The following is a 22,855-nucleotide window of genomic DNA, read 5'->3' as shown; positions in this document are numbered from 1 at the left end:
GGGGAGAAATCTGCCCGACTACAGGTCGGGGTCGGCGGATGCGCGCTCGACCGTCTCGACGAACGTATAGGTGGCCTCGTGCGGCCAGCCATCCGCATCCACCAGGGCGTACACGTCGAATGCGAGTCGGCCGCCGCCGCCGGCCGCCCGGCGAAGGGTTCGCGGAGGAGTGTCCGAGGTGCCCCGGACTGTCACGGTCTGCGGCGCTGCGTCGCGCCGGAGCAGCCGCGCCGAGAAAGTGATGTGGCGTGCCACGCGTGTCCTTTCGTCCATCCCATTGTGGCGTGGCCGGCACCGGCCGGCACGAAGAAGCCGGGCGTACAGGACACGACCTGTACGCCCGGCTCCAGGATGCGCGGGTAGCGCTACCGTGTTATCGCTACGCCCGCCCGTCGGCGCGAGAGCGCGTCGACCGTCGCGGCGAGGATCAGCACGCCGCCGGTGACGAGGAAGTTCACGCCGCCCGGCAGGTTGAGCAGGCCGAGGCCGTTGGTGATGACGGCGATCACGAGCGCGCCGATCGCGGCGTGGATGAGGCGGCCGCGTCCACCGAAGAGGCTGACGCCACCGACGACCGCCGCTGCGACACCGCTCAGGACGATGTCGCGTCCGAAGGCCGCATCCACCGACCCGACCTTGCTCGCGCTGAACAGACCCGACACGACCGCCAGTGTCGAACAGACGACGAACGCCGCCCACTTGATACCGACGACCTTGATACCGGCACGGCGTGCGGCCTCGGCGTTTCCGCCGACCGCGTAGAGGTAGCGGCCGAAGCGGGTGCGGTCGAGGATGAACGTTCCGACCCAGAGGATCGCGAGCACGATCGGCACCACGATGGGCACACCGGACACCGCAAGGAAGCCGGTGCCACGGTTCTGGTTCAGCAGCGCGATGACGACGCCGCCGATGACGGCGATGACTGCGAGGCGGATCCAGAGCAGAGCGATCGTGCGGCTGGGCACGCCTGCCCGTGCGCGCCGGCGACGGTCGATGAACGCCTGCGAGGCCGTGATGAGGAGGATGACCACCAGCATCACCCAGCCGGCCCACGGCGGCATGTTGCTGTTCTGGATCGCCAGGACCTCGGGCTGCTGGATGCGGTAGAGGCCACCATTGCCGATGATGATCAGCTGCAGGCCCTGGAGACCCAGGAACAAGCCCAGGGTGACCACGAACGACGGGACCCCGACTTTCGCGACGAAGAACCCGATGAACATACCGATCACGACACCGGCGAGGAGCGCGACGATGAGCGCGAGGATCCAGTTCATGTTGAGGCCGCCGGGATCGGACAGGACCACGAACAGCGACATCGCGACACCGGAGGTGACACCGGCCGACAGGTCGATCTCGCCGAGCAGGATGACGAACACGAGCGCCATCGCCAGCATGACGAGGGTGGCGGCCTGGGTGAGCAGGTTCGCGAAGTTGCGCTCCGTGAGGAAGTACGGGCTCAGGGCGGCGAACAGGATGCTGAGCACGACGAACCCGGCGATCGCGGGCAGCGCTCCCATGTCACCGTTGCGCACCCGCTGGAGGTAGGCCACCGCCTGGTCGCGGACGGTGCCGTCCTGCCCGCTTCCGATCAGGTCGGGAGTGACCGTCTCGGGTGCCGGGATCTCGGATTTCTCGGTGACGCTCATGCGCTCGCTCCTGTGTAGGTCTTGCTTCCAGTGATGTAGCCGACGACATCGTCGCTGTTCGTCTGGGAGGTCTCCACCTCGGCGACCATCTGGCCGAGGTAGAGCACGTTGATGTAGTCGGCGACCTGGAAGACGTCGACGAGGTTGTGGCTGATCATGAGCACACCCACGCCACGTTCTGCCAGGCGTTTGACGAGGGCGAGGACCTGCTCGGTCTGCGCGACACCGAGGGCGGCGGTCGGCTCGTCGAGGATGACGACCTTGGCCGACTTCAGCACGGAGCGGGCGATCGCGACCGTCTGGCGCTGGCCACCGGACAGGGACGAGACCTTCTGGCGCACCGACTTCACGGTGCGGACCGACAGCGACCGGAGGGTCTCCGAGGCCTCGCGCTCCATCATGCCTTCGTCGAAGGTGCCGAGTTCGGTCTCCTCGCGCCCGAGGAACATGTTCTGCACGATGTCGAGGTTGTCGCAGAGTGCGAGGTCCTGGTAGACGACCTCGATGCCGAGCCGCGATGCCTCGCGCGGGTTGTGGAGGGCGACGACCTCGTCCTCGAATTTCACGACGCCTTCGTCGTAGGGCTGTACGCCCGCCAGACCCTTGATCAGGGTCGACTTGCCTGCACCGTTGTCACCGACCAGTGCGGTGATCTTGCCGGGGTAGACCTTGAGGGACACGCCCTTGAGGACACTCACCGGGCCAAAGCTCTTCTTGACGTCAGTCAGTTCGATGATTGGCGAATCCATTTGCGTTCCTTTGCTCGGGGCGACTGTGTCCCACTTTGCCTGCTCACGAAGAGTCTGCCACCGCTGTCGAAGGAAGAAAGCTCCGCGTCGGGTTCATTCTGAACCTGACGCGGAGCCTTCAGAGGGATCGACAGTCCGCTAGCGGGCTCTCATTTCCTCATTTGCCTATTTGACGCCGTACTTCGTGCAGGCTGCGGCGACCTCTGCGGTGCAGATGTCCGTTGCCTTCGCGTCGCCCGCGGTCACGACCTGCTCCACCTTGTCAGGCGTGATCAGGATGGGCGTGACAGCGATGAACGGCTTGCCGTACAGCTGCTGCGATGTCGGCGGCTTCTTGCCCTTCAGCAGCGAGATCGCGAGCGTGGACGCTGCGTCGGCCTCGAGCTTGAACGGCTTGTAGACCGTCGCGCTCTGCTTTCCGAGCAGCACGTTCTGCAGACCGGCGGTCGAGGCGTCCTGTCCGGAGACGGGAACCTTCAGGCCGTTCTTGTCGAGAATCGTGATGACGCCGGCAGCGTTGGTGTCGTTGGCGACCCAGACTGCGTCGACCTTGCCGCCCAGGGCCGTGAGGGCCTGTTCGAAGTTGGTCGCCGACTTCTGACCGTCCCAGACACCGGTCGGCTCTGCAGCCGGCTTGATGCCTGCGGCGCTCATGACTGCAACCGCGCCGTCGTGGAACAGCTTGGCGTTGCCGTCAGTCGGGTCGCCGCCCATGTAGACGACCTTCGCCGTCTTCGGGTCCTTGTTTGCGGTCTTGAGGCCGTCGACGATCGACTGTCCTTCGAGCGCGCCGACCTTCGTGTTGTCGAAGGAGACGTAGTAGTCGGCCAGCATCGACGGTGCCGAGGCGGTGCCGGTGGTGATCGGGCGGTCGTACGCGATGACCGGGATGCCCTGCTTCTGGGCCTTCTGGGTCACTGCGACGGCTGCGCCGTTGTAGTCGACGAGGATCATGACACCGCAGCCCTTGGTGAGCTGCTGGTCGGCGATCGTGGCGTACTTGTTCGGGTCGCCCTGGGCGTTCTGGATGTCAGCGGTGAAGCCGGCGTCGGTGAACGCCTTGTCGAGCGCGGGACGGTCGCCGTTCTCCCAGCGCGGCGACGACGCCGAGTCGGGGAGGATGACACAAGCTCGTGCCGCTGTTGTCGAGGTGGAGCCTGATCCGCTTCCGCTTCCGGTGCAACCGCTCAACAGCAGTGCTGTTGCGGCAGCGGCCACCGTGATGGGGATCCATGAAGATTTCTTCACGTCGTTCCCTTTCTTCTTCTTCTCTGAAGGAGGACACTCCTCGATGGCCACGCTCGGCTGTGAGCGATGGCTTCTAAAGTTTGGGCCAAATTGGTGACATTGGCAACATACTTGCGCGTAACGGTTCGGTAACCCTGCCGGGCACGAGTTCGCGACCGGGCAGACTAGGACCATGGCCGATTTGCATGTTCACCCAGACCGACTGGAGATCCGCCTCACCACCGCAGAGAAAGCGCTTGCATTCCGCCGGGTCGACCTGGTCATCCCGCGGGACAGCATCCGGTCGGTCGCGATCACGGACGACCCGTGGATCTGGATCCGGGGCGTGCGCGCGCCCGGCGCATCCCTTCCCCTGACGCTCGCTGCCGGCACCTGGAAGTTCCACGGCGGCAAGGACTTCCTGTTGCTCAAGGGAAAGCAGCGCGCGGCCGTCGTGCTCGACCTCGACGGTGAGGAGTATGCGCGCGTCATCGTGTCGACCCCGCACGCTGCGAAGCTGATCGAAGCGCTGCGGGTGGTCGACGACGCGAGCCGCCAGCCCGGCGGCGAACGCATCGAGTAGTCCGCACGGCGGCGGTCGCGTCGTGTGCTGTGCGTCAGGCGACGGGCATCAGGCCATGCGCCGGGCGTCAGGCCAGGATGAACGCGACCAGCCCGGCGAGCGGCAGCACGCCCTGGATGAGGGCGGCGCGCACGTAGATGCGCCCGGTCGTCAGGAGCACGACGGATGCGAGCACCATGCAGGTCGCACTGAAGAACACCAGTCCGAAGCCGACCTCGCGCAGCGTCGTCCAGTAGAGGACGAGGCCGACCGCAGCGCCGCCGGCCAGGAACAGGTTGTAGAAGCCCTGGTTGTAGGCCATCGGGCGGACCACATCCGCATCGCGCTGAGACGCGAGGCCGAACCGTCGCCACACCTTCGGCGACGACCACATCACGCTCTCCATCCCGAAGATCCAGAGGTGGACGAGCGCGGCCGCCGCGATCAGGATCGATCCGATGATGGCCATGGTGCGAGCATACGCTGGGCGGTTAGGCTTCCCCGGTGAGGTGGAGCTCGTGGAATTGATCGAGACGGACTGTGTCATCGCCGGCGGCGGCCCTGCCGGCGTGATGCTCGGACTGATCCTCGCTCGGAACGGTGTCGATGTCGTCGTGCTGGAGAAGCACGGCGACTTCTTCCGCGACTTCCGTGGAGACACGATCCACCCGTCGACGATCGGCCTGCTCGGCGAGCTGGGTCTGCGCGACGGGTTCCTCGGCCTGCCGCACAACCGCATCCGCACCCTTGACGCCGTCATCGACGGCAACCGGCTGCGGCCCATCGATTTCGGGCGCCTCCCGCCGCCGGACGACTTCCTCGTGCTTGCGCCGCAGTGGGATTTCCTCACGTTCCTCGTGGAGGAGGGCGAGCTCCACGAGCGGTTCCACCTCCGGATGAGCACGGAGGCGACCGACGTCATCGTCGAGGGTGGCGCCGTGCGCGGGGTCATCGCATCCGATGCCGAGGACGAGCTGGAGATCCGCGCCACGCTCACCGTCGCCGCCGACGGACGGGACTCGGCGGTGCGGGCCGCCGCCGGACTGCGGCCGACCGAGTTCGGTGTCCCGATCGACGTGCTCTGGTTCCGCCTGCCGAAACCGGATGAGGTCCCTCCGACGACCCTCGCCTACCTGGACGAGACCGGCATGGTGCTCACGATCGACCGCCGGGACTACTTCCAGAGCGGCATGGTCATCCGGAAGGGCGACTTCGCCCAGCTGCAGGCCGCCGGGATCGAGGCGTTCCGGGAGGCGATCGCCCACCCGGCGCCGTTCCTGCGGCCGGTGCTCGGCTCGATCACCGGCTGGGACCAGGTGAAGCTGCTGTCCGTGCAGGTCAACCGGCTGGACACCTGGCATCGGCCGGGCCTGCTGTGCATCGGCGACGCCGCCCATGCGATGTCGCCGGTGTTCGGCGTCGGCGTCAACTACGCGATCCAGGATGCGGTGGCCACGGCGAACCTGCTGACGGCGGGGCTGCGCGCCGGCGTCGTGACGGATGAGGCGCTCGCCGCGGTGCAGGCCCGGCGGCTGCCGCCGGTGAAGCGGATGCAGGGCATCCAGTTGCGCGTGCACCGCGTGGTCGCGCAGTCGGGCGGGCGCGCCATCCTGCCCGATCCGATGCCCGCGCCGCTACGCTGGCTGCTGCGGTTGGCGATGCCGACCATCCAGTGGTTCACCGCGCGGATGATCGGGCGCGGCTTCCGCCCCGAGCATCTCGACCCGTCGCTGCGCTGACCCGGCCCGCCCGCCCCACCCGCACCCGCCCGCGCGAGTGCCGAGCACAGGAAAAAGCATCCCAAATCTCACGGATGAGGTGACTTTTCCTGTGTTCGACGGGCCCGGTGGGCGGGAGTGGGAGCGGTGGGCGGCGGGCGGCGCCGTCAGGAGAGGAGCATGAGGACGAACCCGACGAGGGGGAGGACGCCCTGGATGAGCGCGGGGCGCACGTAGCCGCGGCCGGTCGTGACGAGCACGATGGCGGCGGCGACCATGCTTCCGGTGGTGAACAGGATGAGCGCGAGGCCGGCCGCGTGCATCCCGACCCCGTAGAAGATGAGTCCGAGGACCGCCCCGATCGCGAGGAACAGGTTGTAGAAGCCCTGGTTGTAGGCGAGCGGACGGGTGGTGTTCGCGGCCTCCTGGCTGGCGACGCCGAACCGTTTCCAGATCGACGGACGCGTCCAGCTGATGCTCTCCATGATGAAGATGCCGACGTGGAGAGCCGCGGCGAGGGTCACGAACACGGTCGCGAGGATGATCACGCGCTCATGCTATTGGATTCCCGTCCACCTCAGCTGATGTCGCGGCGCCAGCTCACGAAGTAGCCGGCGACCACGAAGATCGCCGCGTAGGCGGCGAGCACGAGCCCGCCCTGCCACCAGTCGAGCTGGGCGGCCGTCGTCGACGGCGAGGAGATCGTGAAGACGCTCGACCCCACGAGCGCATCGCTGGCCGCGCCGGGCAGGAACTTGCCGATGTTCGCGGTGACCTCCGAGAACGAGGTCGCCAGCCGCAGCAGCGGCTCGACGAACTGGGTGAACGCGAGCACGATGACGATAGTCGCGACCTGGTTGGGCACCAGCGTTCCGAGACCCACGCCGATGAGTGCCCACAGGGCCATGGCCAGGACCGAGCGTCCGATCTGCGCCCAGATCGCGGAGTCGCCCAGGGCCGTGTCCACACCGACGATCGACAGCACGATCGCCCCGACGCCGACCGCGGCGAGGAGTGCGACGACGCCGTACAGGGCGCCCACGACGAAGGTCGACGTGACCTTGGCACCCAGCACCTGGCCGCGCCGCGGGTTCGCGAGGAACGTCGGTGTCAGGGTCTGGTGCCGGTACTCGCCGGTCGTCGCCAGGGCGCCGAGGAGCACCGGGAACACGTAGCCGACCGAGGTCGCGAAACTGTAGACGACCGGCGCCAGGTTGTGGAAGATGGCTGCGGCAGCGCCCTCATTGCCGCCACCACCGCGGGTGATCTTGCCGGTCGAGATCAGGCCGAACAGCGCAGCGAGCCCTCCCGAGATCAATGCGATGTAGGCGAAGAGCACGAGGGCGAGCAGCCACCACATCCGCGTCGTACCGATCTTGGTGAACTCCGAGCGGACCCCGGCGAGAAATGCGCTCACAGCGAGCCTCCTTCGCCGACGAGTGAGAGGAACGATTCTTCGAGTCCCGATCGATGCCGGTGCAGTGAGCTGAGCTCGACGCCGGCGACGAAGGCGACGTGGCCGACGTGGCCGGGCTCCGCATCCACCAGCACGCCGCTTCGCAGCTCGGAGACGGTGAGTCCGGATGCGCGGAGCGCGGCGACCAGCGCGGGCCGGTCGGGCGAGTCCACAATGGTCTGCGGTCCGCCCGCGGGGTCGAGGCTCGCAAGGGTGCCGCGGTGCACGAGCTCGCCCTTGGCGATGATGACGACCTCGTCGACGCTCTGCTGCACCTCGGACAGAAGGTGCGAACTGACCAGGATGGTGCGACCCTCGTTGGCGAGTTCGCGCAGGAACGTCCTGATCCACTTGATGCCCTCGGGGTCGAGCCCGTTGATCGGCTCGTCGAGCACCAGCACCCCCGGGTCTCCCATGAGTGCGAAAGCGAGGCCGAGGCGCTGCCGCATGCCCAGCGAGTATCCGCCGACCCTCCGGTCCGCGTAGTCGGCGAGACCGACCTTGCGGAGTGCCGTCTCGACGGTCTCGTTCTCGAGCCGGGCCGCCTGCGCGTAGACGAGCAGGTGGTTCCTGGCTGTGCGGCCGGGGTGGAAGCTCGCCGCCTCCAGCGCGGCACCGACCGAGGTCAGGGGAGCAGGAAGGTGGGCGTATGGCACACCGCCGAACGTGGCGGTTCCGGACGTCGGGACGATCAGGCCGAGCAGCATCCGCAGCGTCGTCGTCTTGCCTGCGCCGTTGGGACCCAGAAAGCCGGTGACGCGGCCGGGCTCCACATCGAAACTCAGATCGTTGACGGCCACGACGGGGCCGAAGTGCTTGGACAGGCCGGAAATCTCGATCGGTACGCCGGTCGGCAACGTGAACCCCTCTCGGTTCTGGCGCGCCCGCTCAGTTCAGGATGCGGGTGCTCGCCGCCAGCGTACCGCCTGAGTACAGCGATTCCGCAGCATCCGCCAGTGCGGTGAGTGCGACGCGTTGCGACCACGGTCCGTAGGAGATGCGGGCGACGCCGAGCCGTTCGAGTTCTGCGGGCGCGACCGACCCGGGATGCCCGATCACGCTGACCTTGCGCTCGCCGATCCCTGCAACGAGTCGCGCGACCGTTTCCGCGTCGAGCCGGCCGGGGACGAAGACGCAGGTCGCGCCCTGGTCGAGGAACGCGCGGCCGCGGTCGATAGCGTCCGCGACGTTCTCGTCGAGACTGCGCTCGGTGCCGCGGAGGAACGCATCCGTCCGTGCGTTGAGGGAGAACGGCACGCCCTCGGCGTCGGCCGCGCGCACGACGGCGGCCACCGCGGCCACCGACTCGTCCATCGGCTTCAGCTGGTCTTCGAGGTTCATGCCGACGACGCCGATCCCGATCGCCCGCCGCGTCGTCTCGCCTGCATCGCCGTAGCCGGCCTCGAGGTCGGCTGTCACCGGCAGGTCCGAGTCGTCCACGACGCGACCGACCGCTTCCAGCATGAGGTCGAGCGGAATGTTCTCCCCGTCGGCGAAGCCGTACATGGCGGCGATCGAATGGCTGGCGGTCGCCAGCGCCCGCGTCTGCGGAAGCCCCGCGATCACGCGGGCCGAGGCCACATCCCACACGTTCACCAGCTGCAGCAGTGCGGGGTCTTCGTGCAGTCGGCGCAGTTCTGCGCCCTTCTCCTGGATGCTCATGGAACGAGCCTAGGGGCGGGAATACGATGAGCGCATGCCGCAGAAGACGGTGGGCAAGACGAGGACGCCGATCATGCGTTCCCGGTCGCCGCACGCCATCGCGGACACCCTCTTCTTCGTCTTCGGCGGCGTCGCGGCGGTGTGGCTCGCCATCATCGTGCTGACCGAGAGTTTCAAGTGGGGCTGGTTCCTCATCCTCTTCTTCCTCCTGTTCTGGGTCTTGCTCGCGTACCTGGTGCTGCCGCGACTGCATCGCATCCTCACCTCGATCTACGTGCCCGACTATTTCATCGGCCGCACCCGCACCAGCGACGGTCTGCTCGGCGACCCGATCAACCTCGCGCTCCTGGGCTCGGAGGCGCAGCTGGATGCGTCGATGCGGCGGGCGCGCTGGATCCGGGCCGACGACGTCACCCTCGCCAGCAGCCGGCGGATCATCGCCTCGACACTGCTGCGCCGCAGCTACGACGAGGCGCCGGTGAGCCCGCTGTTCCTGTTCGATCACCAGCAGGACCTCGCGTACCAGCAGGAGGTGGAGGGCAATCCGGCCAAGCGTCACCATGTGCGCTTCTGGCGCACCCCGGACGGCTGGTTGCTTCCCGGCGGCCGCCGGGTCGAGTGGCTGGCGGCCGGAACCTTCGACCGGGCAGTCGGATTCTCGCTCTTCACCCTGCAGATCACGCACAAGATCGACGCGGACACCGATGTCGAGCGTGATCACATCATCCGCACGCTGACGGCGGGGGATGCGCCGGTCGAGGTCGAACTGCTGCGCGAGTTCTCGTCCGGCTACCACGCGCGGAACGGCGGCGGCGACACCATCGAGACCGACGGCGACCTGCCGGTGGTCGACATGCGGGCCGTGGTTCCGGGGCCGGAATCGATCGAGGTCGCCGCGCAGGTGACGGCCGCCCAGGCTGCGCGCGAGGAGGCGCGGCCGGTGCCGACCACGCTCGGCTTCCTGCTCATGCTGTTGCGGGTCGTCGCAGGACTCGTCTACATCGGGCTGACCCTGGTCGACTTCCACGGGTTCATGAAGGCCGACGTGTTCTCGCAGACCGACTCGCTCACGCCGCAGGAGCGGTCCGCGGCGACCTGGATCGTCGCGATCTTCCTCGTAGTGGTCGGAGTGTGGCTGCTGCTCTACCTGTGGATGGCGATCCTCGTCTTCCGGGGAAGCGACCGCGCCCGCGTCATCGCGATGAGCCTGAGCAGTGTTGCGATCATCCTCTCCGCCATCGACTTCTTCAACGGCGGAGTGCAGTTCAACCTGCAGAACAACATCCTTGGGCTGCCGCTCGACATCCTCGTCGTCATTGCGCTGTCTAGTCAGCGCTCGCGGGTCTGGGCGCGCCGGCCGCGGCGGGAGGCCGCGCGGCCGCCCCTCACATCAACGGCTTCTTCGGCCCCGACGACTTGAGCGCCGACTCCTCCGCGTCGAGGAAGGCGAGCACCGAGCGCACCGCCAGTTCCTGGTACCGCCCCTCCGCGCGGGCGTCGAGCACCGCCGAACGCTCCGCTCTGATCATCGACCGCCGAAGCCGCATGTAGGCGAAAGCCGCGTCCTCGTTCTCCGACGGCGTCGGATTCTCAAGGGCGTCGGCGAGGAACACCGCGTTGATGCGCAGGCGCTCCATCACCCGTTCGTCCTCGTCACCGGTGACCTCCTGCTCGAGCTTTGCGAGACCGGCGGTCTGCGCCTCGGCGAGCAGTCGCTGCATCTCGCCGGACTCCTGCTGGAAGTCGGGCGGCGGCAGCTTCAGGCGGCGGATGATCCAGGGGAGTGCGAGGCCTTCGAGGAGGGTGCCGACGACGACGATGAAGGCGAGGAACTGCAGGAACTCCCGGTCGGGCGTGGCCTCCGGGAGAAGGAACACGGCAGCCAGAGTGACCACGCCGCGGATGCCCGCGAACGACACCGCGATGCCCGTCGCCCAGTTCCAGCCGCGCTCCCGCAATCGCTGCGGGCCATATCGGTACAGCGTGGTCGTGAGTACCATCCACACGAAGCGGGCGAGGAACAGTGCGATCAGCACCACGACGCTCGCGACGATCGTGCGTGCTGCGGTGATCCCGGAATTGAGGGCGCCGCTCGCGATGCCGGCGAGCTCGAGGCCAATGAAGAGGAACACAGCGTTCTCGAGCAGGAAGGAGATCGTGCGCCAGTTGATCGTCTCCGCGATACGCGCTTCGGCGGTCTGGATGGTCGGCGAGCGGTAGCCGAGGTAGAGGCCGGCGACGACGACCGCGAGGATGCCGGATCCATGCAGGAACTGCGCGGGAATGAAGGCGAGATACGGCGTGATCAACCCGAGCGACGTGTCCAGCACGGGCGCGCGCAACTGCTTGCGAATGGTCGCGAGCACATACCCGATGAGCAGACCGACGGCCACGCCGACCACGACGGCGAGAACGAAGTCGACCGCGATCGCAAGCGGGTTCACCACGCTCACGATGGCGGCGATGGTCGCGTTCAGGGCGACGAGAGCGGTGGCGTCGTTCAGCAGGCTCTCGCCCTCGAGCACGGTCACGAGACGTCTCGGCAGATGGAGGCGGCCGGCGATCGCGGTCACCGCGACCGTGTCCGTCGGCGCGACCACCGCCCCGAAGGCCAACGCGGCCGCGACCGTCAGGGTGGGGACGACGAGATAGGTGGCGAACCCGACGACGATGACAGTGAACACGACGAGTCCGACGGAGAGCAGCAGGATGCCGTCACGACGGGCGCGGACGTCGTTGAAGGACGTCTGTATGGATGCCGCGAACAAAAGCGGAGGCAGCAGCCCGTAGAGCACGAGCTCCGGCTGGATCTGCACCTGCGGCACACCCGGAATGAAGGAGACGACCGCGCCGACCGCGACCAGTACGACGGGAGCCGACCATCCCACCCGGCGCGAAACTCCGGTGACCGTGACCGTCACCAGCACGAACGACACGATCCAGACGATGGTTGCGACCGGATCCATGCTGCCCATGATGGCCGCAACGCGCTCCGGGCGCTATTGCTTCCGGCGTAATCGGCGCGGCATTCAGCCCAGAGCGATCAGTCGGGTCGTCGTGATCGGGGCGTCGGGGCCATCAGTGCGCCGCGCAGCGTGCAGCGCCGGAGTGCGTCTCGCACACCACGAGCTGTTCGCGACATGACAGGTCCGCGCAGTTCTGCATCCGCTTCGTCGCCGCTCCGCACACGACGCAGTGGCCGAGAACCGCGGTGTGGTCGCTGAAGTCGACAGAGCCGCGCTTGTCGAACACGTAGAGCGAGCCCTCCCAGAGGCCGTCGTCGCCGAACGTCTCGCCGTAGCGGACGACACCGCCGTCGAGCTGGTACACCTCGCCGAACCCGCGCGACTTCATCAGCCCCGACAGGACCTCGCAGCGGATGCCGCCGGTGCAATAGGTGACCACGGCCTTGTCCTTGAGGTGGTCGTACCGGCCGCTGTCGAGCTCGGCCACGAACTCGCGGGTCGTGGCGACATCCGGCACCACCGCATCCCGGAAGCGTCCGATCTCCGCTTCGAAACGGTTGCGGCCGTCGAAGAAGACGACGTCGTCCCTGGCGGCGACGAGTGCCTCGAGTTCGTGCGGCTGCAGTTTCGTTGCGCCGCCCACTACACCCTTCTCGTCGACGACCAGTTCATCCGGTGCGCCGAAGCTCACGATCTCGTCGCGCACCTTCACGACCAGCTTCGGGAAGTCGAGGCTGCGCCCCTCCCCGTCGAGCCCAGTGCCCTCGCTCCACTTGACGTCGAGGTTCTTGAACGCGGGATAGTCCTTCGTCTTCCGCAGATAGCGTTTGACCGCCGCGAGGTCGCCGCCGACGGTGCCGTTCATCCCATCCTTCGAGATCAGGATGCGGCCGTGCAGGCCGAGCGACTCGCAGAGGTCGCGCTGCCACAGCCGGATCGCGTCAGGATCGGCGAGCGGCGTGAAGACGTAGTAGAGCAGGACCTTCGGAACGGACACCGGACAATGGTAGGCGCAGACGACTGAGAAGACTCTCAGCGCCCGTTCTCACGGTGGAGGGGCAACGCACAGCCTGCCACGATGGGATGGAAGAAGTCGGCGGCCGGACTCCTGCGGTTCACAGAAATCGGGGATGCTAGAAGAATGCCATCATCGCGCCGCGGGAAACGTAAGGAGGGGGACGCCTTGAGCACGCTCGTCATCATCCCCACCTACAACGAGCGCGAGAACGTCGCCTCCATCGTCGGGCGCGTCAGAGCCTCCACCCCCGACGTCTTCGTGCTGGTCGTCGACGACTCTTCACCGGACGGGACCGGCGAGATGGCGGATGCGCTCGCCGCGGCCGACGACCACGTGCTGGTGCTGCACCGGGCGGGCAAGGAAGGCCTGGGGGCCGCGTACCGCGAAGGGATGCGCTGGGCGCTCGATGCCGGGTACGACCGCATCGTGGAGATGGATGCCGACGGCTCGCACCGCCCAGAGGAGCTGCACCGCCTGCTCGAGGCGATCGAGTCCGCGGACGTGGTGCTCGGCTCGCGCTGGGTCGCCGGTGGCGGCGTTGAGAACTGGCCGGCGAGCAGGCGATTCCTGTCGCGCGGTGGCAGCATCTATTCGCGCATCCTGCTCGGCGTTCCCGTGAAGGATGTGACCGGCGGGTACCGCGCGTTCACGGCGGCGGCGCTTGAGCGCATCCATTTCGGCGACGTGGAGAGTCAGGGATACTGCTTCCAGATCGATATGCTCCGACGGGCATACGACGACGGGCTGCGGATCGTGGAAGTTCCCATCACGTTCGTCGAGCGCGAGCACGGCGCCTCGAAGATGACGACGGGCATCGTCGTCGAGGCGATGATCCGGGTCACCGGGTGGGGGATCGCCGGCCTGCCGCGGCGCTTCCGCCGCCGGCCTGCGCCCACCGAGTCCGTCGAGGAGACCGTCGGCCTGTAGTGGTGAGCGGCGTGCGCCCGCGTTCCGCGCGAACGCCCGCGTACCGGGCGACCGCCCGGGTACACAGACAGGCGCTCGGGAACAATGCACGCGCTCGGGGACAACGCGTGCGCTCGGGGACAACGCGTGCGCTCGTGATTCTGGACGGGCGCGAGACCCCGGCGTAGCGTTGCGATCATGACCGTTGAAGACCCGTTCGCACGCTTCGGCGTGGTGCCCCTGTTCAGTCTGACCAGCGATGATGTCGCCGACGACACTCCTCTTGACCGCGCACAGTGGGGCGCCGGCGCTGGCGGTGGCGACGTGTCCCCGCAACTGTCCTGGAGCGGATTCCCGCAGGAGACGAAGAGCTTCGCCGTGACCATCCACGACCCGGATGCCCCGACCGGCTCCGGGTTCTGGCACTGGGCCGTTTACAACATCCCCGCGTCCGTCACGTCGCTGGCCGCGGGCGCAGGCGCTGTGGGCGGCGCTGCTCTCCCGCCCGGTGCGGCGATGCTGTCGAACGAGATGGGCGGCAAGAGCTTCACCGGCGCAGCGCCCCCGCCCGGGACCGGCACGCACCACTACAACATCGTCGTGCACGCCCTCGATGTCGATCACCTCGACCTCGACCCGGCGTCGACTCCCGCGGTCCTCGGGTTCAACGCGCACTTCCACTCGCTGGCGCGCGGGGTGCTCGTCCCGGTCGCGACTGCCGGCGACATCTGAGGCGCTGCTCCACGTCGTTCGCACATGTTCTGAACGAGCGCACGAGTTGCACCCTGTGCGCTCGTTCGCAAGGTGCGCGGCGGCGCGGACGCGCGGCTTAGTGCTTGTTGCCGGTGAGGGCGAGCACGCCGCCGAGGCCGATCATCATCACGCCGCCGGCGGCGCCGAGGTGTTCGACCCGGCGCGGTGAGCGGGCGAACCACGTGCGGGCCGTGCCCGCCACGAGGGCCCAGATGCTGTCGCTGAGCAGCGCCAGCACGAAGAACACCAGGCCCAGCTCGAACATCTGCAGCGGGATGAACCCCGCGCTGTAGTCGACGAACTGCGGCAGCACGGCCACGAAGAACACGAGCGTCTTCGGGTTGGTCAGCCCGACGAAGAAGCCTTCGGCCAGGATGCGGACCCGCGATTTAGGGTTCGGCGTCGCCTCGTGCGTGACTGCGGTGTGGCGGCGATGGCGGATGGCCTGGATCCCCAGGTAGACGAGGTACGCCGCGCCCGCGAACTTGATGATCGTGAACAGGATGAGCGATTGGGCGACCACGGCGCCGACGCCGACCGCGACCGCCACGATGAGGGGCAGCATCCCGAGTTCGTTTCCGAGCACGCTGAGGAGGCCGCCCAGGCGGCCCAGCGAGATCGATCGCCCGATCACGAAGAGCACACTCGGCCCGGGGATGACGATCAGCGCCAAGGATGTGAGCGCGAACGCGAGGAGCGAGGGCGCAGGAACCATCCCGTCATCGTAGACCCGGCGGCGGACTGCGGCGTACGATCCGAACTGTGACCGACTACAGCGATCTGACGGCGATCTACATCAACTGCACGCTGAAGCGCAGCCCGGAGGTGAGCAACACGCAGGGTCTCCTCGACAAGTCGATCGCGTTGATGCGCGCACAGGGTGTCGAGGTCACTGCGGTCCGCGCGATCGATCACGACCTCGCAACCGGCGTGTACCCGGACATGACCGAGCACGGCTGGGACCACGATGGCTGGCCGGAGCTGTGGCCGAAGGTCGAGGCCGCCGACATCCTGGTGCTGGGCGGTCCGATCTGGCTGGGCGACAACGCATCCGTCACCCGGCAGGTCATCGAGCGACTGTATGCCATGAGCGGCATGTTCAACGACAAGGGCCAGTACGTCTACTACGGCAAGACGGCCGGTGTCATCATCACGGGCAATGAGGACGGCGTGAAGCATTCAGCGATGAGCCTGCTCTACAGCCTCCAGCACATCGGCTATGTGGTTCCGCCGCAGGCGGATGCCGGCTGGATCGGAGAGATCGGCCCCGGTCCCAGCTACCTCGACGAAGGCTCAGGCGGTCCGGAGAACGATTTCACCAATCGCAACACCACGTTCATGACGTGGAACCTGATGCACATGGCGCGGATGCTCAAGGACGCGGGTGGATTCCCTGCGTTCGGCAACCTGCGGGCGCAGTGGGACAACGGCGAGCGTTTCGGGTTCGACGCCAACCCGGAGTACCGCTGAGATGCGGGCCGGGGTGTGGGCGACGCTCGGCGGCGTCCGGATGACCGCAGCCCTCGAAGGCCTCGGGTTCGACTGGGTGGGCATCGATGCGCAGCACGGCCATCATGACGACCGGAGTGTGCGCGACATCCTGAGCCTGCGGCGCGAGCCCAGGGCGACCATCCTCGTGCGTGTCGCCGCGAACGACGCGACCCTGATCGGCCGCGCGCTCGATGCCGGAGCCGACGGCGTGATCGTGCCGATGGTCGGCACTCCCGCCGAGGCCGCCGCCGCAGTCGCCGCCGCACACCACCCTCCGCGGGGCATCCGGAGCTGGGGTCCGCTCGCCGGCTACGAGATCGATCCGTCCCGCCCGCCGCTGTGTGCGGTCATGGTCGAGACAGCGGATGCGCTCGAACAAGTGAACGAGATCGCCGCGACCCCGGGCGTGGACATGATCTTCGTCGGCCCCTTCGATCTCAGCCTCGCGCTCGGCCTGGAGGTCAGCGAGCTGATCGCGGACATGTCGGACGCGTCGCCGCTCCAGCGGATCGTCGCCGCCTGCCGGGATGGGGGGATCATCCCTGGCGCGTACGCCGGTGCCCCGGAGCGCGCCGTGCACCTGCGCGAGCACGGATTCGACTGGGTGGCGGTCGACACCGACACCGGGCTGCTCGCACTCGGCGCGGCCAGTGCAATGGCGGCCTCGGCCGCACCGCTGCCGCCGGGTCGCACGCGATAGGTTTTCGTTGTACATCTTCGACATCAAGCGCTGACCGCAGCGTTCGGGCAAGGAGCAGATCATGGCCGATCCAGAGATCCACAAAGGTCTCGCCGGCGTCGTCGTCGACACGACCACCATCTCGAGCGTCAACCCGGAGACGAACTCTCTTCTCTATCGCGGGTACCCCGTGCAGGAACTGGCGGCCCGTTGTTCGTACGAGGAGGTGGCGTACCTGCTCCTGCACGGCGACCTTCCCACGTCGGACCAGCTCGTCGCCTTCGAAGCGCTCGAGCGCTCGTTGCGGCCCCTGGATGCGCGAACGAGGCGCGTCATCGACGACCTGCCGCTCACCGCGCATCCGATGGATGCGGTCCGCACCGCCGTCAGCCAGCTCGGCGCGTTCGACGCCACGCTCCTGCAGCCGGGCGGCATCCTGAACCCCGAGCTCAACGACAGCCGTGCCGTGTACCTGCTCGCGCAGCTGCCGGCGATCGTCGCCTACGAGCAGCGCCGCCGCCGCGGTCTCGACCTGATCGAGGCGAGGGACGACCTCGACTATTCGGAGAACTTCCTCTACATGACGTTCGGCGAGGTTCCGGATGCTGTGGTCGTCGACGCGTTCCGCGTCTCACTGGTGCTGTACGCCGAGCACTCGTTCAACGCATCCACCTTCACCGCTCGGGTGATCGCCTCGACGCTCAGCGACATGTACTCGGCGGTGACCGGGGCGATCGGCGCGCTGAAGGGCCCCCTGCACGGCGGCGCGAACGAGGCCGTGATGCACACCTTCGACGAGATCGGTACGGCGGACCGGGCCGCGGCCTGGCTCGACGAGTCCCTGGCGGCCAAGCGCAAGATCATGGGCTTCGGCCACCGCGTGTACAAGCACGGAGATTCGCGTGTGCCGACCATGAAGGCGGCGCTCGACACCCTGGTCGAGCACTACGGCCGGCAGGAGCTGCTCGACCTGTACGCGGCGCTCGAGTCGGCGATGGATGAGCGCAAGGGAATCAAGCCGAACCTCGACTACCCGTCGGGGCCGGCCTACAACCTGATGGGGTTCGACACGGAGTCGTTCACGCCACTGTTCGCCGCCGCCCGCATCGCCGGCTGGACCGCCCACATCATGGAGCAGTACGCGGCGAACTCGCTGATCCGGCCCCTCTCGCAGTACACCGGGTCGGCCGAGCGCCACCTCGGGTAGCCGCGCGGCGGGCGCGCGGCGCCCCTCGGAAGCGCGAGAGTGCCCGTTCCGGTCGAGCGCGGCTGATGCGCCGCGCACTCTCGACCGGAACGGGCACTCTCGGTGCCGCTGTCGGGAACGACAGCTAAGCGGCCTCGGCGCGGTCCCGGAGCGCGGCGGCCATCTGCAGCACGGCCTGCTCGATGATCGGCCGTGTCGTCGCGAAGACGAACCGCATGAAGCCGGCGCCCGGCCCACCGCAATCGATGCCGTCGGTCATGGCCACTCCGGCCTTCTCGCGGAAGAACTCGGCCGGGTGCTCGCCGAGCCCGAGCGCACGCGCGTCGAGCCAGGCGATGTAGGTGCCCTCCGGCGGCGTGTACGCAATGCCAGGGATGTGCTCACGGAGCAGGTCTGCGAGGTACAACCGGTTGCCTTCGAGGTAATCCGCCACGGCGGACTGCCATTCGCGGCCATCGTTGTAGGCCGCGGTGTTGGCGATGACACCGAAGTTGCTGGCGCCGTGAGTTCCCCAGTGCCCGATCTCCTCATCCCAGACGAATGCGTCCGCAGCGTTGCTGATGATGAATTGTGCGCATTTGAGGCCGGGGAGGTTCCACGCCTTCGAGGCCGAGGTCGCCGTCACAGTGTGTGCGGCCGTGGCTTCCGAGATGGACGCATACGGCACGTGCCGGTGTCCCTCGTACACGAGCGGTGCGTGGATCTCGTCGGAGAAGACGCGTCCTCCGTTTCGTTCGACGACCTCGCTGATCGCACGGAGTTCCTCGACGGTGAAGACGCGGCCGACCGGGTTGTAGGGGTTGCAGAGGATGAGGAGGTTCCCGCCCTCGTCGTAGGCGCGCTGCAGCGCCTCCAGATCGATCGTGTACCGCCCGTCGGTCACGTTCATCGGGATCTCGATGATCTCGCGGTCGCTCATCCCGGGGACCGTGAAGAACGGCATGTAGGCGGGCGTCGGCAGGATGACCGGCGCGCCGGGCGTGGAGTAGTGCTCGATCGCCAGCTCCAGTCCTTTGAGCACGTCGGGGATGGGGTGGATGCGCTCGGCAGGAACCTCCCATCCGTAGCGGTCGCGATGCCACGCCGCCGTCGCCGCCGACATCTCATCGGAGACGTCGGGCGGCAGGTAGCCGAACAGCCCACGATCGATCGTCTTGTGCAGGGCATCCGTCACCGCCGGTGCGGTGCCGAAGTCCATCTCGGCGACGAACGCCCCGATCGCATCCGGGAAGTAGCTCCACTTGACACCCCCGATCTCACGCAGCGCTGCGATGTCGATGGCGGTGAAATCGAGGGTGGATGTCATGAGGTCTCCTGTTCGCTCGTGATGTCTTCGCCGTCCTCGGCGATCTCGTTGAGGTAGTTGTAGATGGTGAAACGGGTGACGTTCAGGGTGGCCGCGATCATGTCCACGGCGTCGCGCAGCATGAACATCCCGCGCGATTTGAGGTCGCGGACGACTTCCACCTTGTGGCGCTTCTGCATGAGCTCGACGGGAACGCCGACGGATGCGACCGCCCGGTGGATGAGGTGGGCGGCGAGTTCGTCGACGTCGCGCGCGAACACCTCCTGGCTTTCGGGCTCCTCCTTACCGACACTCGTGACGGGCCGGGCGCCGGCGAGGGCCGGGGCTGCGTCCTCGGAGGTCGCGCCGAGCATCAGGTCGACGACCGATTTCACCGCGACCCACGCCGACAGGTCCGTGTTGATACAGAATGCCGCGACCGGTGTCCCGGCGACGTCGCGGATGATCATCGTCGACGACCGGAAGGTTCGCCCGTCGGGCATCCGCGACTCGTAGCCGACCATGTTGTCCTCGGAGATCTCGGAGACCTTCTTGAGGAGCAGATCGGTCGCGGGGTCGCCGACGCGGCGGCCCGTCACGTCGCCGTAGATGGCCACGATCGAGTTGGGAAGCAGGCTGAGATCGTGCAGGACGACCTCGCTCGACGCGGGAAGGGATCGGCCGATCGGCTCGACCAGGTTGGTGAATACCGCGATCAGTCGTTCGCCGTCGATGCTCGGGCGGGGCGCCTGGACTTCAAGCAGATGTTGAGCCCGACTGTCGGGCTTTTCCGCTTCAGCCACGTCTTACCTCCAGGGGTTGTGATTCTCGGTGGAGCAATGCACTCCTGATTCTCTGCAGTTCAGACGGCCGTGTCAACGACTTGTTAAATATTCAAACAAATCATTGACGCGGCTTCAACAATTTGTCTAATGTACACACAACGTTGAAGTCGACGCCGCATCCCCATCGCGGATGCATGCTCCTCCCACATCGCGAGGGCGCCACGAAGACGTGACGTCACGAAAGGATCATGATGGCAACGCAAACCCGTTCCGTGGACATCTCGAGGCATCAGGACAACCTGAAGAAGACCATCACCACGCCGCAGGCACTGGGTATCTCCTTCCACCAGATCGTCGGCGGCGGCGTCGTGTCGCTCACGGGCATCGCGATCGCGATCACCGGCGGAGGCGTCGCCTGGGCGTACGCGCTTGCAGCCGTCGCCATCCTGATCGTGTCGGTGCCGATGGCATCGCTCGGGGCTGCGATGCCGGTCGTCGGCGGCAACTACACCTATGCGACCAAGCTCATCCATCCGCTGGTCGGGTTCATGAACCTGTGGTTCTTCATCCTGGCGATCGCCTCGCTCAGTCTTTACGGGCTGTCTGCCGGCATCTACCTCAACAGCCTGAACTCGTGGTTCAACCCCACTGTCGTCGCGGTGTCGCTGATCACCATCTTCGCCGTCGCGAACGTCATGGGATCGGCCTTCTCCGCACGCATCGGGATCATCATCGCGATCGTGATGCTCGTCGCTTTCGGAACGTTCATCGTCATGGGCCTGGCCAACGTCGACTGGGCGAACTACCCGGCCGCCATGCCGAACGGGCTGCCCAAGCTCCTGCAGGCGGCGGCGCTCCTCACCTTCGCGACGGGCGGTGCCACGGTCGTGGCCGAACTCGGCTCCGAGATGAAGACCCCGGGCCGCACGATCCCGGTCTCCGTCGTGGGCGGGACCATCTTCGCCGCGATCCTCTACGTGCTCATCGCGCTCCCCGCCGCCGGCGTGCTCCCGCTCGACCAGGTCGCCGGCCAGCCGCTCTCCGTGGTCGCCAAGACGTTCATGCCCAGCCCGGTCTGGTACTTCTTCGTTCTCGGTGGCGCCGTGCTCGCCGTCATCGGCACGATGAATGCGCAGCTCCTCTGGGGCTCGAAGAGCATCCTCGCCGCCGTGGACGATGGCTGGCTGCCCCGAGCGATCGGATCCGTCAACAAGCGCTTCGGCACGCCGCACTGGCTCCTCCTGATCCTGTACATCGTCGGCGTGGTCCCCGCGCTCGCCAACATCGACGTGAGCGTCATCGCCAGCGGTGCATCGTTCGTCGGCCAGCTCATCTTCATCGTCTACCTGGTCGCGGCACTGCGGCTGCGCTACGTGCGCCCCGACCTGCACGAGACCTCACCGTTCAAGCTCGGCTTCAAGACCCAGTGGACGCTGACGGTGCTCGGCATCGGCGTGCTGCTCTACCAGTGCTACCTCCTCCAGCAGAACCTCACACCGGCCGTCTGGATCGCGATCGCCGTCTGGGTCGTCGTCGGCATCGTGGTCTGCATCCTCCGCTACCCGATCGTCAAGCGGATCCAGGCCGCCCGTGCAGAGCACGAGCTCGCGACGACGCGGGCCGAGACGACGCCGTCCGTCGACGATGAACTGCTCGGCATGGATCCTGTCACCATCCCCAAGGAGGCTCCCAGTCAGGTGCTGGGAACCCACGAGTCCACCACCAACAACTAAGGAGATACGCACATGGCACAGTCGTCGACCGACCTCGAGCACTACCACGACCCGAGGGACAAACGCTTCGCCAAGTCGCTCCGCGACGGAGCACCGGATGCGTTCAGCACCTTCCTCGCGTTCGACGAGGCAGCGCTCCGCAGCGAGGACAAGGTCATCCCGCGCAAGTACACGGAGCTGATGGCGCTCGCCGTCGCGCTGACGACGCAGTGCGCCTACTGCATCGACGGGCACACCACCGCCGCTCACGCACAGGGGGCGACCGAGGCGGAGGTGGCCGAGACGGTGTTCATCGCGACCGCGCTCCGAGCCGGAGGGGGGATGGCCCACGGCCTGATGGCGATGAAGATGTACCAGCGGGCCGCCGAGGCGTCCGCCTAACGAGGGCGGGGCGGGACCGCCTGTCGGACCCGCCCCGCCACATCCGTCGAGCCACCAGACCGTGAGGATTCAGAGACTATGACCGTCGTACCGACCCGATCCGCAGCCTTTCTCCCATCCCGGATGGCGGGAGACCTCCTCTACATCTCCGGGCAACTTCCGACCGTCGACGGCCGGGTCATCGCCACGGGTCTGGTCGGCGAGGACGTCACGACGGACGATGCTCGTGCGGCCGCCGCAGCAGCGGCCCGCAACTGCCTCACGGTGATCGAGGATGCGGTCGGCTCGCTCGACCGCGTGAGCCACATCGTCAAGGTCAGCGGCTACGTCGCCTCGGCCGCTACATTCTGGGAGCAGGCGGTCGTGATCGACGCCGCCTCGGACGTATTCGTCGAGGTGCTCGGTGAGCGCGGCGAACACGCTCGCCTGGCGGTCGGGGTCGCGAGGCTCCCGCGAGACGCATCGGTCGAGGTCGAGGCGATCATCGCGTTGCGCTGAGCCCGCGGTGCGAGCTCGTGGCGCGAGCCCGGGGTGCGAGCCCCGGCAGCGGTGCTGACAATCCGGGCACGCCCTTCCGGTCCTCCGGTTGGATGGTCTCCACAGCGAATGCGGGCATCCGTTGGCCGATGGG

Annotated in this window: 25 protein-coding genes; 11 read left to right on the top strand and 14 right to left on the bottom strand. The window is 67.3% G+C overall.

The window, feature by feature from the left end; genetic code table 11:
- Positions 1-18: 18 nt before the first annotated feature.
- The 4 genes from ACV7NN_RS10405 to ACV7NN_RS10390 form a co-directional block, all read right to left on the bottom strand.
- A complete protein-coding gene (locus ACV7NN_RS10405; RefSeq protein ID WP_463349503.1) occupies positions 19-255 on the bottom strand; it encodes a hypothetical protein in 237 nt (78 codons plus the stop codon).
- 110 nt (positions 256-365) lie between these two features.
- Positions 366-1,646 (bottom strand): sugar ABC transporter permease, encoded by a 1,281-nt coding sequence (locus ACV7NN_RS10400; protein WP_463349502.1) that lies wholly within the window; start codon positions 1,644-1,646, stop codon positions 366-368.
- Positions 1,643-2,395 carry an ATP-binding cassette domain-containing protein gene (locus tag ACV7NN_RS10395; protein WP_463349501.1) on the bottom strand — a complete coding sequence of 251 codons (753 nt, stop codon included), beginning with the start codon at positions 2,393-2,395 and terminating at the stop codon, positions 1,643-1,645. The genes ACV7NN_RS10400 and ACV7NN_RS10395 overlap by 4 nt, the downstream gene beginning before the upstream one ends.
- 165 nt (positions 2,396-2,560) lie before the next feature.
- Complete coding sequence (locus tag ACV7NN_RS10390; RefSeq protein ID WP_463349500.1) at positions 2,561-3,643, bottom strand: sugar ABC transporter substrate-binding protein; 1,083 nt, start codon at positions 3,641-3,643, stop codon at positions 2,561-2,563.
- A gap of 172 nt (positions 3,644-3,815) precedes the next feature.
- Between ACV7NN_RS10390 and ACV7NN_RS10385 the strand changes: the two genes are divergently transcribed.
- On the top strand, positions 3,816-4,205 hold the full coding sequence (locus ACV7NN_RS10385) for a hypothetical protein (protein WP_463349499.1): 390 nt from the start codon (positions 3,816-3,818) through the stop codon (positions 4,203-4,205).
- A gap of 67 nt (positions 4,206-4,272) precedes the next feature.
- Here ACV7NN_RS10385 and ACV7NN_RS10380 read toward each other — a convergent pair whose 3' ends face one another.
- Entirely contained in the window at positions 4,273-4,653 is a 381-nt protein-coding gene (locus tag ACV7NN_RS10380) for a DUF1304 domain-containing protein (protein ID WP_463349498.1), read from the bottom strand.
- A gap of 49 nt (positions 4,654-4,702) precedes the next feature.
- On the opposite strand from ACV7NN_RS10380, the gene ACV7NN_RS10375 reads away from it, so the two are divergent.
- On the top strand, positions 4,703-5,923 hold the full coding sequence (locus tag ACV7NN_RS10375; RefSeq protein WP_463349497.1) for an FAD-dependent oxidoreductase: 1,221 nt from the start codon (positions 4,703-4,705) through the stop codon (positions 5,921-5,923).
- Between the two features lie 146 nt (positions 5,924-6,069).
- Here ACV7NN_RS10375 and ACV7NN_RS10370 read toward each other — a convergent pair whose 3' ends face one another.
- From ACV7NN_RS10370 to ACV7NN_RS10355, 4 genes are read right to left on the bottom strand one after another with little or no spacing between them, the layout of a single operon-like run.
- On the bottom strand, positions 6,070-6,450 hold the full coding sequence (locus ACV7NN_RS10370; RefSeq protein WP_463349496.1) for a DUF1304 domain-containing protein: 381 nt from the start codon (positions 6,448-6,450) through the stop codon (positions 6,070-6,072).
- A gap of 29 nt (positions 6,451-6,479) precedes the next feature.
- Positions 6,480-7,319, bottom strand: coding sequence for an ABC transporter permease (locus ACV7NN_RS10365; RefSeq protein WP_463349495.1), 840 nt, complete (start codon positions 7,317-7,319; stop codon positions 6,480-6,482).
- The gene (locus tag ACV7NN_RS10360; RefSeq protein WP_463349494.1) at positions 7,316-8,215 is read right to left on the bottom strand and encodes an ABC transporter ATP-binding protein; all 900 of its coding nucleotides are present in this window, start codon (positions 8,213-8,215) and stop codon (positions 7,316-7,318) included. Before ACV7NN_RS10360 ends, ACV7NN_RS10365 begins: the two co-directional genes overlap by 4 nt.
- A gap of 31 nt (positions 8,216-8,246) precedes the next feature.
- Positions 8,247-9,020, bottom strand: a complete 774-nt coding sequence (locus tag ACV7NN_RS10355; protein ID WP_463349493.1) for an isocitrate lyase/PEP mutase family protein — start codon at positions 9,018-9,020, stop codon at positions 8,247-8,249.
- A gap of 34 nt (positions 9,021-9,054) precedes the next feature.
- On the opposite strand from ACV7NN_RS10355, the gene ACV7NN_RS10350 reads away from it, so the two are divergent.
- On the top strand, positions 9,055-10,440 hold the full coding sequence (locus ACV7NN_RS10350; protein WP_463349492.1) for an LssY C-terminal domain-containing protein: 1,386 nt from the start codon (positions 9,055-9,057) through the stop codon (positions 10,438-10,440).
- On the opposite strand, the gene ACV7NN_RS10345 is transcribed toward ACV7NN_RS10350, so the two are convergent.
- Together ACV7NN_RS10345 and trhO are read right to left on the bottom strand one after the other, a co-directional pair.
- Complete coding sequence (locus tag ACV7NN_RS10345; protein ID WP_463349491.1) at positions 10,406-11,986, bottom strand: Na+/H+ antiporter; 1,581 nt, start codon at positions 11,984-11,986, stop codon at positions 10,406-10,408. The genes ACV7NN_RS10350 and ACV7NN_RS10345 overlap by 35 nt on opposite strands.
- A 112-nt stretch (positions 11,987-12,098) precedes the next feature.
- On the bottom strand, positions 12,099-12,983 hold the full coding sequence (trhO, locus tag ACV7NN_RS10340) for an oxygen-dependent tRNA uridine(34) hydroxylase TrhO (RefSeq protein WP_463349490.1): 885 nt from the start codon (positions 12,981-12,983) through the stop codon (positions 12,099-12,101).
- Between the two features lie 186 nt (positions 12,984-13,169).
- Here trhO and ACV7NN_RS10335 point away from each other — a divergent pair, with 186 nt between their 5' ends.
- Both ACV7NN_RS10335 and ACV7NN_RS10330 read left to right on the top strand, forming a co-directional pair.
- The gene (locus tag ACV7NN_RS10335) at positions 13,170-13,931 is read left to right on the top strand and encodes a polyprenol monophosphomannose synthase (RefSeq protein WP_463349489.1); all 762 of its coding nucleotides are present in this window, start codon (positions 13,170-13,172) and stop codon (positions 13,929-13,931) included.
- Positions 13,932-14,108: 177 nt separating this feature from the next.
- Entirely contained in the window at positions 14,109-14,642 is a 534-nt protein-coding gene (locus tag ACV7NN_RS10330) for a YbhB/YbcL family Raf kinase inhibitor-like protein (protein WP_463349488.1), read from the top strand.
- A 97-nt stretch (positions 14,643-14,739) separates the two neighbouring features.
- Here ACV7NN_RS10330 and ACV7NN_RS10325 read toward each other — a convergent pair whose 3' ends face one another.
- Positions 14,740-15,378: a LysE family translocator gene (locus ACV7NN_RS10325; protein WP_463349487.1), complete on the bottom strand. Its 639-nt coding sequence runs from the start codon at positions 15,376-15,378 to the stop codon at positions 14,740-14,742.
- 47 nt (positions 15,379-15,425) lie between these two features.
- Here ACV7NN_RS10325 and ACV7NN_RS10320 point away from each other — a divergent pair, with 47 nt between their 5' ends.
- The 3 genes from ACV7NN_RS10320 to ACV7NN_RS10310 all read left to right on the top strand — a co-directional run bounded on the left by ACV7NN_RS10320 (position 15,426) and on the right by ACV7NN_RS10310 (position 18,040).
- A complete protein-coding gene (locus ACV7NN_RS10320) occupies positions 15,426-16,133 on the top strand; it encodes a flavodoxin family protein (protein WP_463349486.1) in 708 nt (235 codons plus the stop codon).
- A gap of 1 nt (position 16,134) precedes the next feature.
- Positions 16,135-16,854: an HpcH/HpaI aldolase family protein gene (locus ACV7NN_RS10315; RefSeq protein WP_463349485.1), complete on the top strand. Its 720-nt coding sequence runs from the start codon at positions 16,135-16,137 to the stop codon at positions 16,852-16,854.
- Positions 16,855-16,915: 61 nt separating this feature from the next.
- The gene (locus ACV7NN_RS10310; protein ID WP_463349484.1) at positions 16,916-18,040 is read left to right on the top strand and encodes a bifunctional 2-methylcitrate synthase/citrate synthase; all 1,125 of its coding nucleotides are present in this window, start codon (positions 16,916-16,918) and stop codon (positions 18,038-18,040) included.
- Positions 18,041-18,164: 124 nt separating this feature from the next.
- Here ACV7NN_RS10310 and ACV7NN_RS10305 read toward each other — a convergent pair whose 3' ends face one another.
- Both ACV7NN_RS10305 and ACV7NN_RS10300 read right to left on the bottom strand, forming a co-directional pair.
- Positions 18,165-19,346, bottom strand: coding sequence for a MalY/PatB family protein (locus ACV7NN_RS10305; protein ID WP_463349483.1), 1,182 nt, complete (start codon positions 19,344-19,346; stop codon positions 18,165-18,167).
- Positions 19,343-20,128 carry a helix-turn-helix transcriptional regulator gene (locus ACV7NN_RS10300; RefSeq protein ID WP_463349482.1) on the bottom strand — a complete coding sequence of 262 codons (786 nt, stop codon included), beginning with the start codon at positions 20,126-20,128 and terminating at the stop codon, positions 19,343-19,345. The genes ACV7NN_RS10305 and ACV7NN_RS10300 overlap by 4 nt, the downstream gene beginning before the upstream one ends.
- A gap of 233 nt (positions 20,129-20,361) precedes the next feature.
- On the opposite strand from ACV7NN_RS10300, the gene ACV7NN_RS10295 reads away from it, so the two are divergent.
- The 3 genes from ACV7NN_RS10295 to ACV7NN_RS10285 all read left to right on the top strand — a co-directional run bounded on the left by ACV7NN_RS10295 (position 20,362) and on the right by ACV7NN_RS10285 (position 22,722).
- Positions 20,362-21,843, top strand: a complete 1,482-nt coding sequence (locus ACV7NN_RS10295; RefSeq protein WP_463349481.1) for an APC family permease — start codon at positions 20,362-20,364, stop codon at positions 21,841-21,843.
- Between the two features lie 12 nt (positions 21,844-21,855).
- Positions 21,856-22,224, top strand: a complete 369-nt coding sequence (locus tag ACV7NN_RS10290) for a carboxymuconolactone decarboxylase family protein (RefSeq protein WP_463349480.1) — start codon at positions 21,856-21,858, stop codon at positions 22,222-22,224.
- 78 nt (positions 22,225-22,302) lie between these two features.
- Entirely contained in the window at positions 22,303-22,722 is a 420-nt protein-coding gene (locus ACV7NN_RS10285; RefSeq protein ID WP_463349479.1) for a RidA family protein, read from the top strand.
- Positions 22,723-22,855: the final 133 nt, after the last annotated feature.

The sequence above is a fragment of the Leifsonia sp. Ger2509 genome, from assembly GCF_055231915.1.
This window is presented reverse-complemented; position numbering and strand designations above follow the sequence as displayed.

What these genes read in the sequence shown, in the direction of transcription:
- ACV7NN_RS10400 (WP_463349502.1), bottom strand. Translation starts at nt 1,646, where the DNA reads ATGAGCGTCACCGAGAAATCCGAGATCCCGGCACCCGAGACGGTCACT.
- ACV7NN_RS10395 (WP_463349501.1), bottom strand. Translation starts at nt 2,395, where the DNA reads ATGGATTCGCCAATCATCGAACTGACTGACGTCAAGAAGAGCTTTGGC.
- ACV7NN_RS10385 (WP_463349499.1), top strand. Translation starts at nt 3,816, where the DNA reads ATGGCCGATTTGCATGTTCACCCAGACCGACTGGAGATCCGCCTCACC.
- ACV7NN_RS10380 (WP_463349498.1), bottom strand. Translation starts at nt 4,653, where the DNA reads ATGGCCATCATCGGATCGATCCTGATCGCGGCGGCCGCGCTCGTCCAC.
- ACV7NN_RS10355 (WP_463349493.1), bottom strand. Translation starts at nt 9,020, where the DNA reads ATGAGCATCCAGGAGAAGGGCGCAGAACTGCGCCGACTGCACGAAGAC.
- ACV7NN_RS10350 (WP_463349492.1), top strand. Translation starts at nt 9,055, where the DNA reads ATGCCGCAGAAGACGGTGGGCAAGACGAGGACGCCGATCATGCGTTCC.
- ACV7NN_RS10345 (WP_463349491.1), bottom strand. Translation starts at nt 11,986, where the DNA reads ATGGATCCGGTCGCAACCATCGTCTGGATCGTGTCGTTCGTGCTGGTG.
- ACV7NN_RS10330 (WP_463349488.1), top strand. Translation starts at nt 14,109, where the DNA reads ATGACCGTTGAAGACCCGTTCGCACGCTTCGGCGTGGTGCCCCTGTTC.
- ACV7NN_RS10325 (WP_463349487.1), bottom strand. Translation starts at nt 15,378, where the DNA reads ATGGTTCCTGCGCCCTCGCTCCTCGCGTTCGCGCTCACATCCTTGGCG.
- ACV7NN_RS10315 (WP_463349485.1), top strand. Translation starts at nt 16,135, where the DNA reads ATGCGGGCCGGGGTGTGGGCGACGCTCGGCGGCGTCCGGATGACCGCA.
- ACV7NN_RS10310 (WP_463349484.1), top strand. Translation starts at nt 16,916, where the DNA reads ATGGCCGATCCAGAGATCCACAAAGGTCTCGCCGGCGTCGTCGTCGAC.
- ACV7NN_RS10305 (WP_463349483.1), bottom strand. Translation starts at nt 19,346, where the DNA reads ATGACATCCACCCTCGATTTCACCGCCATCGACATCGCAGCGCTGCGT.
- ACV7NN_RS10295 (WP_463349481.1), top strand. Translation starts at nt 20,362, where the DNA reads ATGGCAACGCAAACCCGTTCCGTGGACATCTCGAGGCATCAGGACAAC.
- ACV7NN_RS10290 (WP_463349480.1), top strand. Translation starts at nt 21,856, where the DNA reads ATGGCACAGTCGTCGACCGACCTCGAGCACTACCACGACCCGAGGGAC.
- ACV7NN_RS10285 (WP_463349479.1), top strand. Translation starts at nt 22,303, where the DNA reads ATGACCGTCGTACCGACCCGATCCGCAGCCTTTCTCCCATCCCGGATG.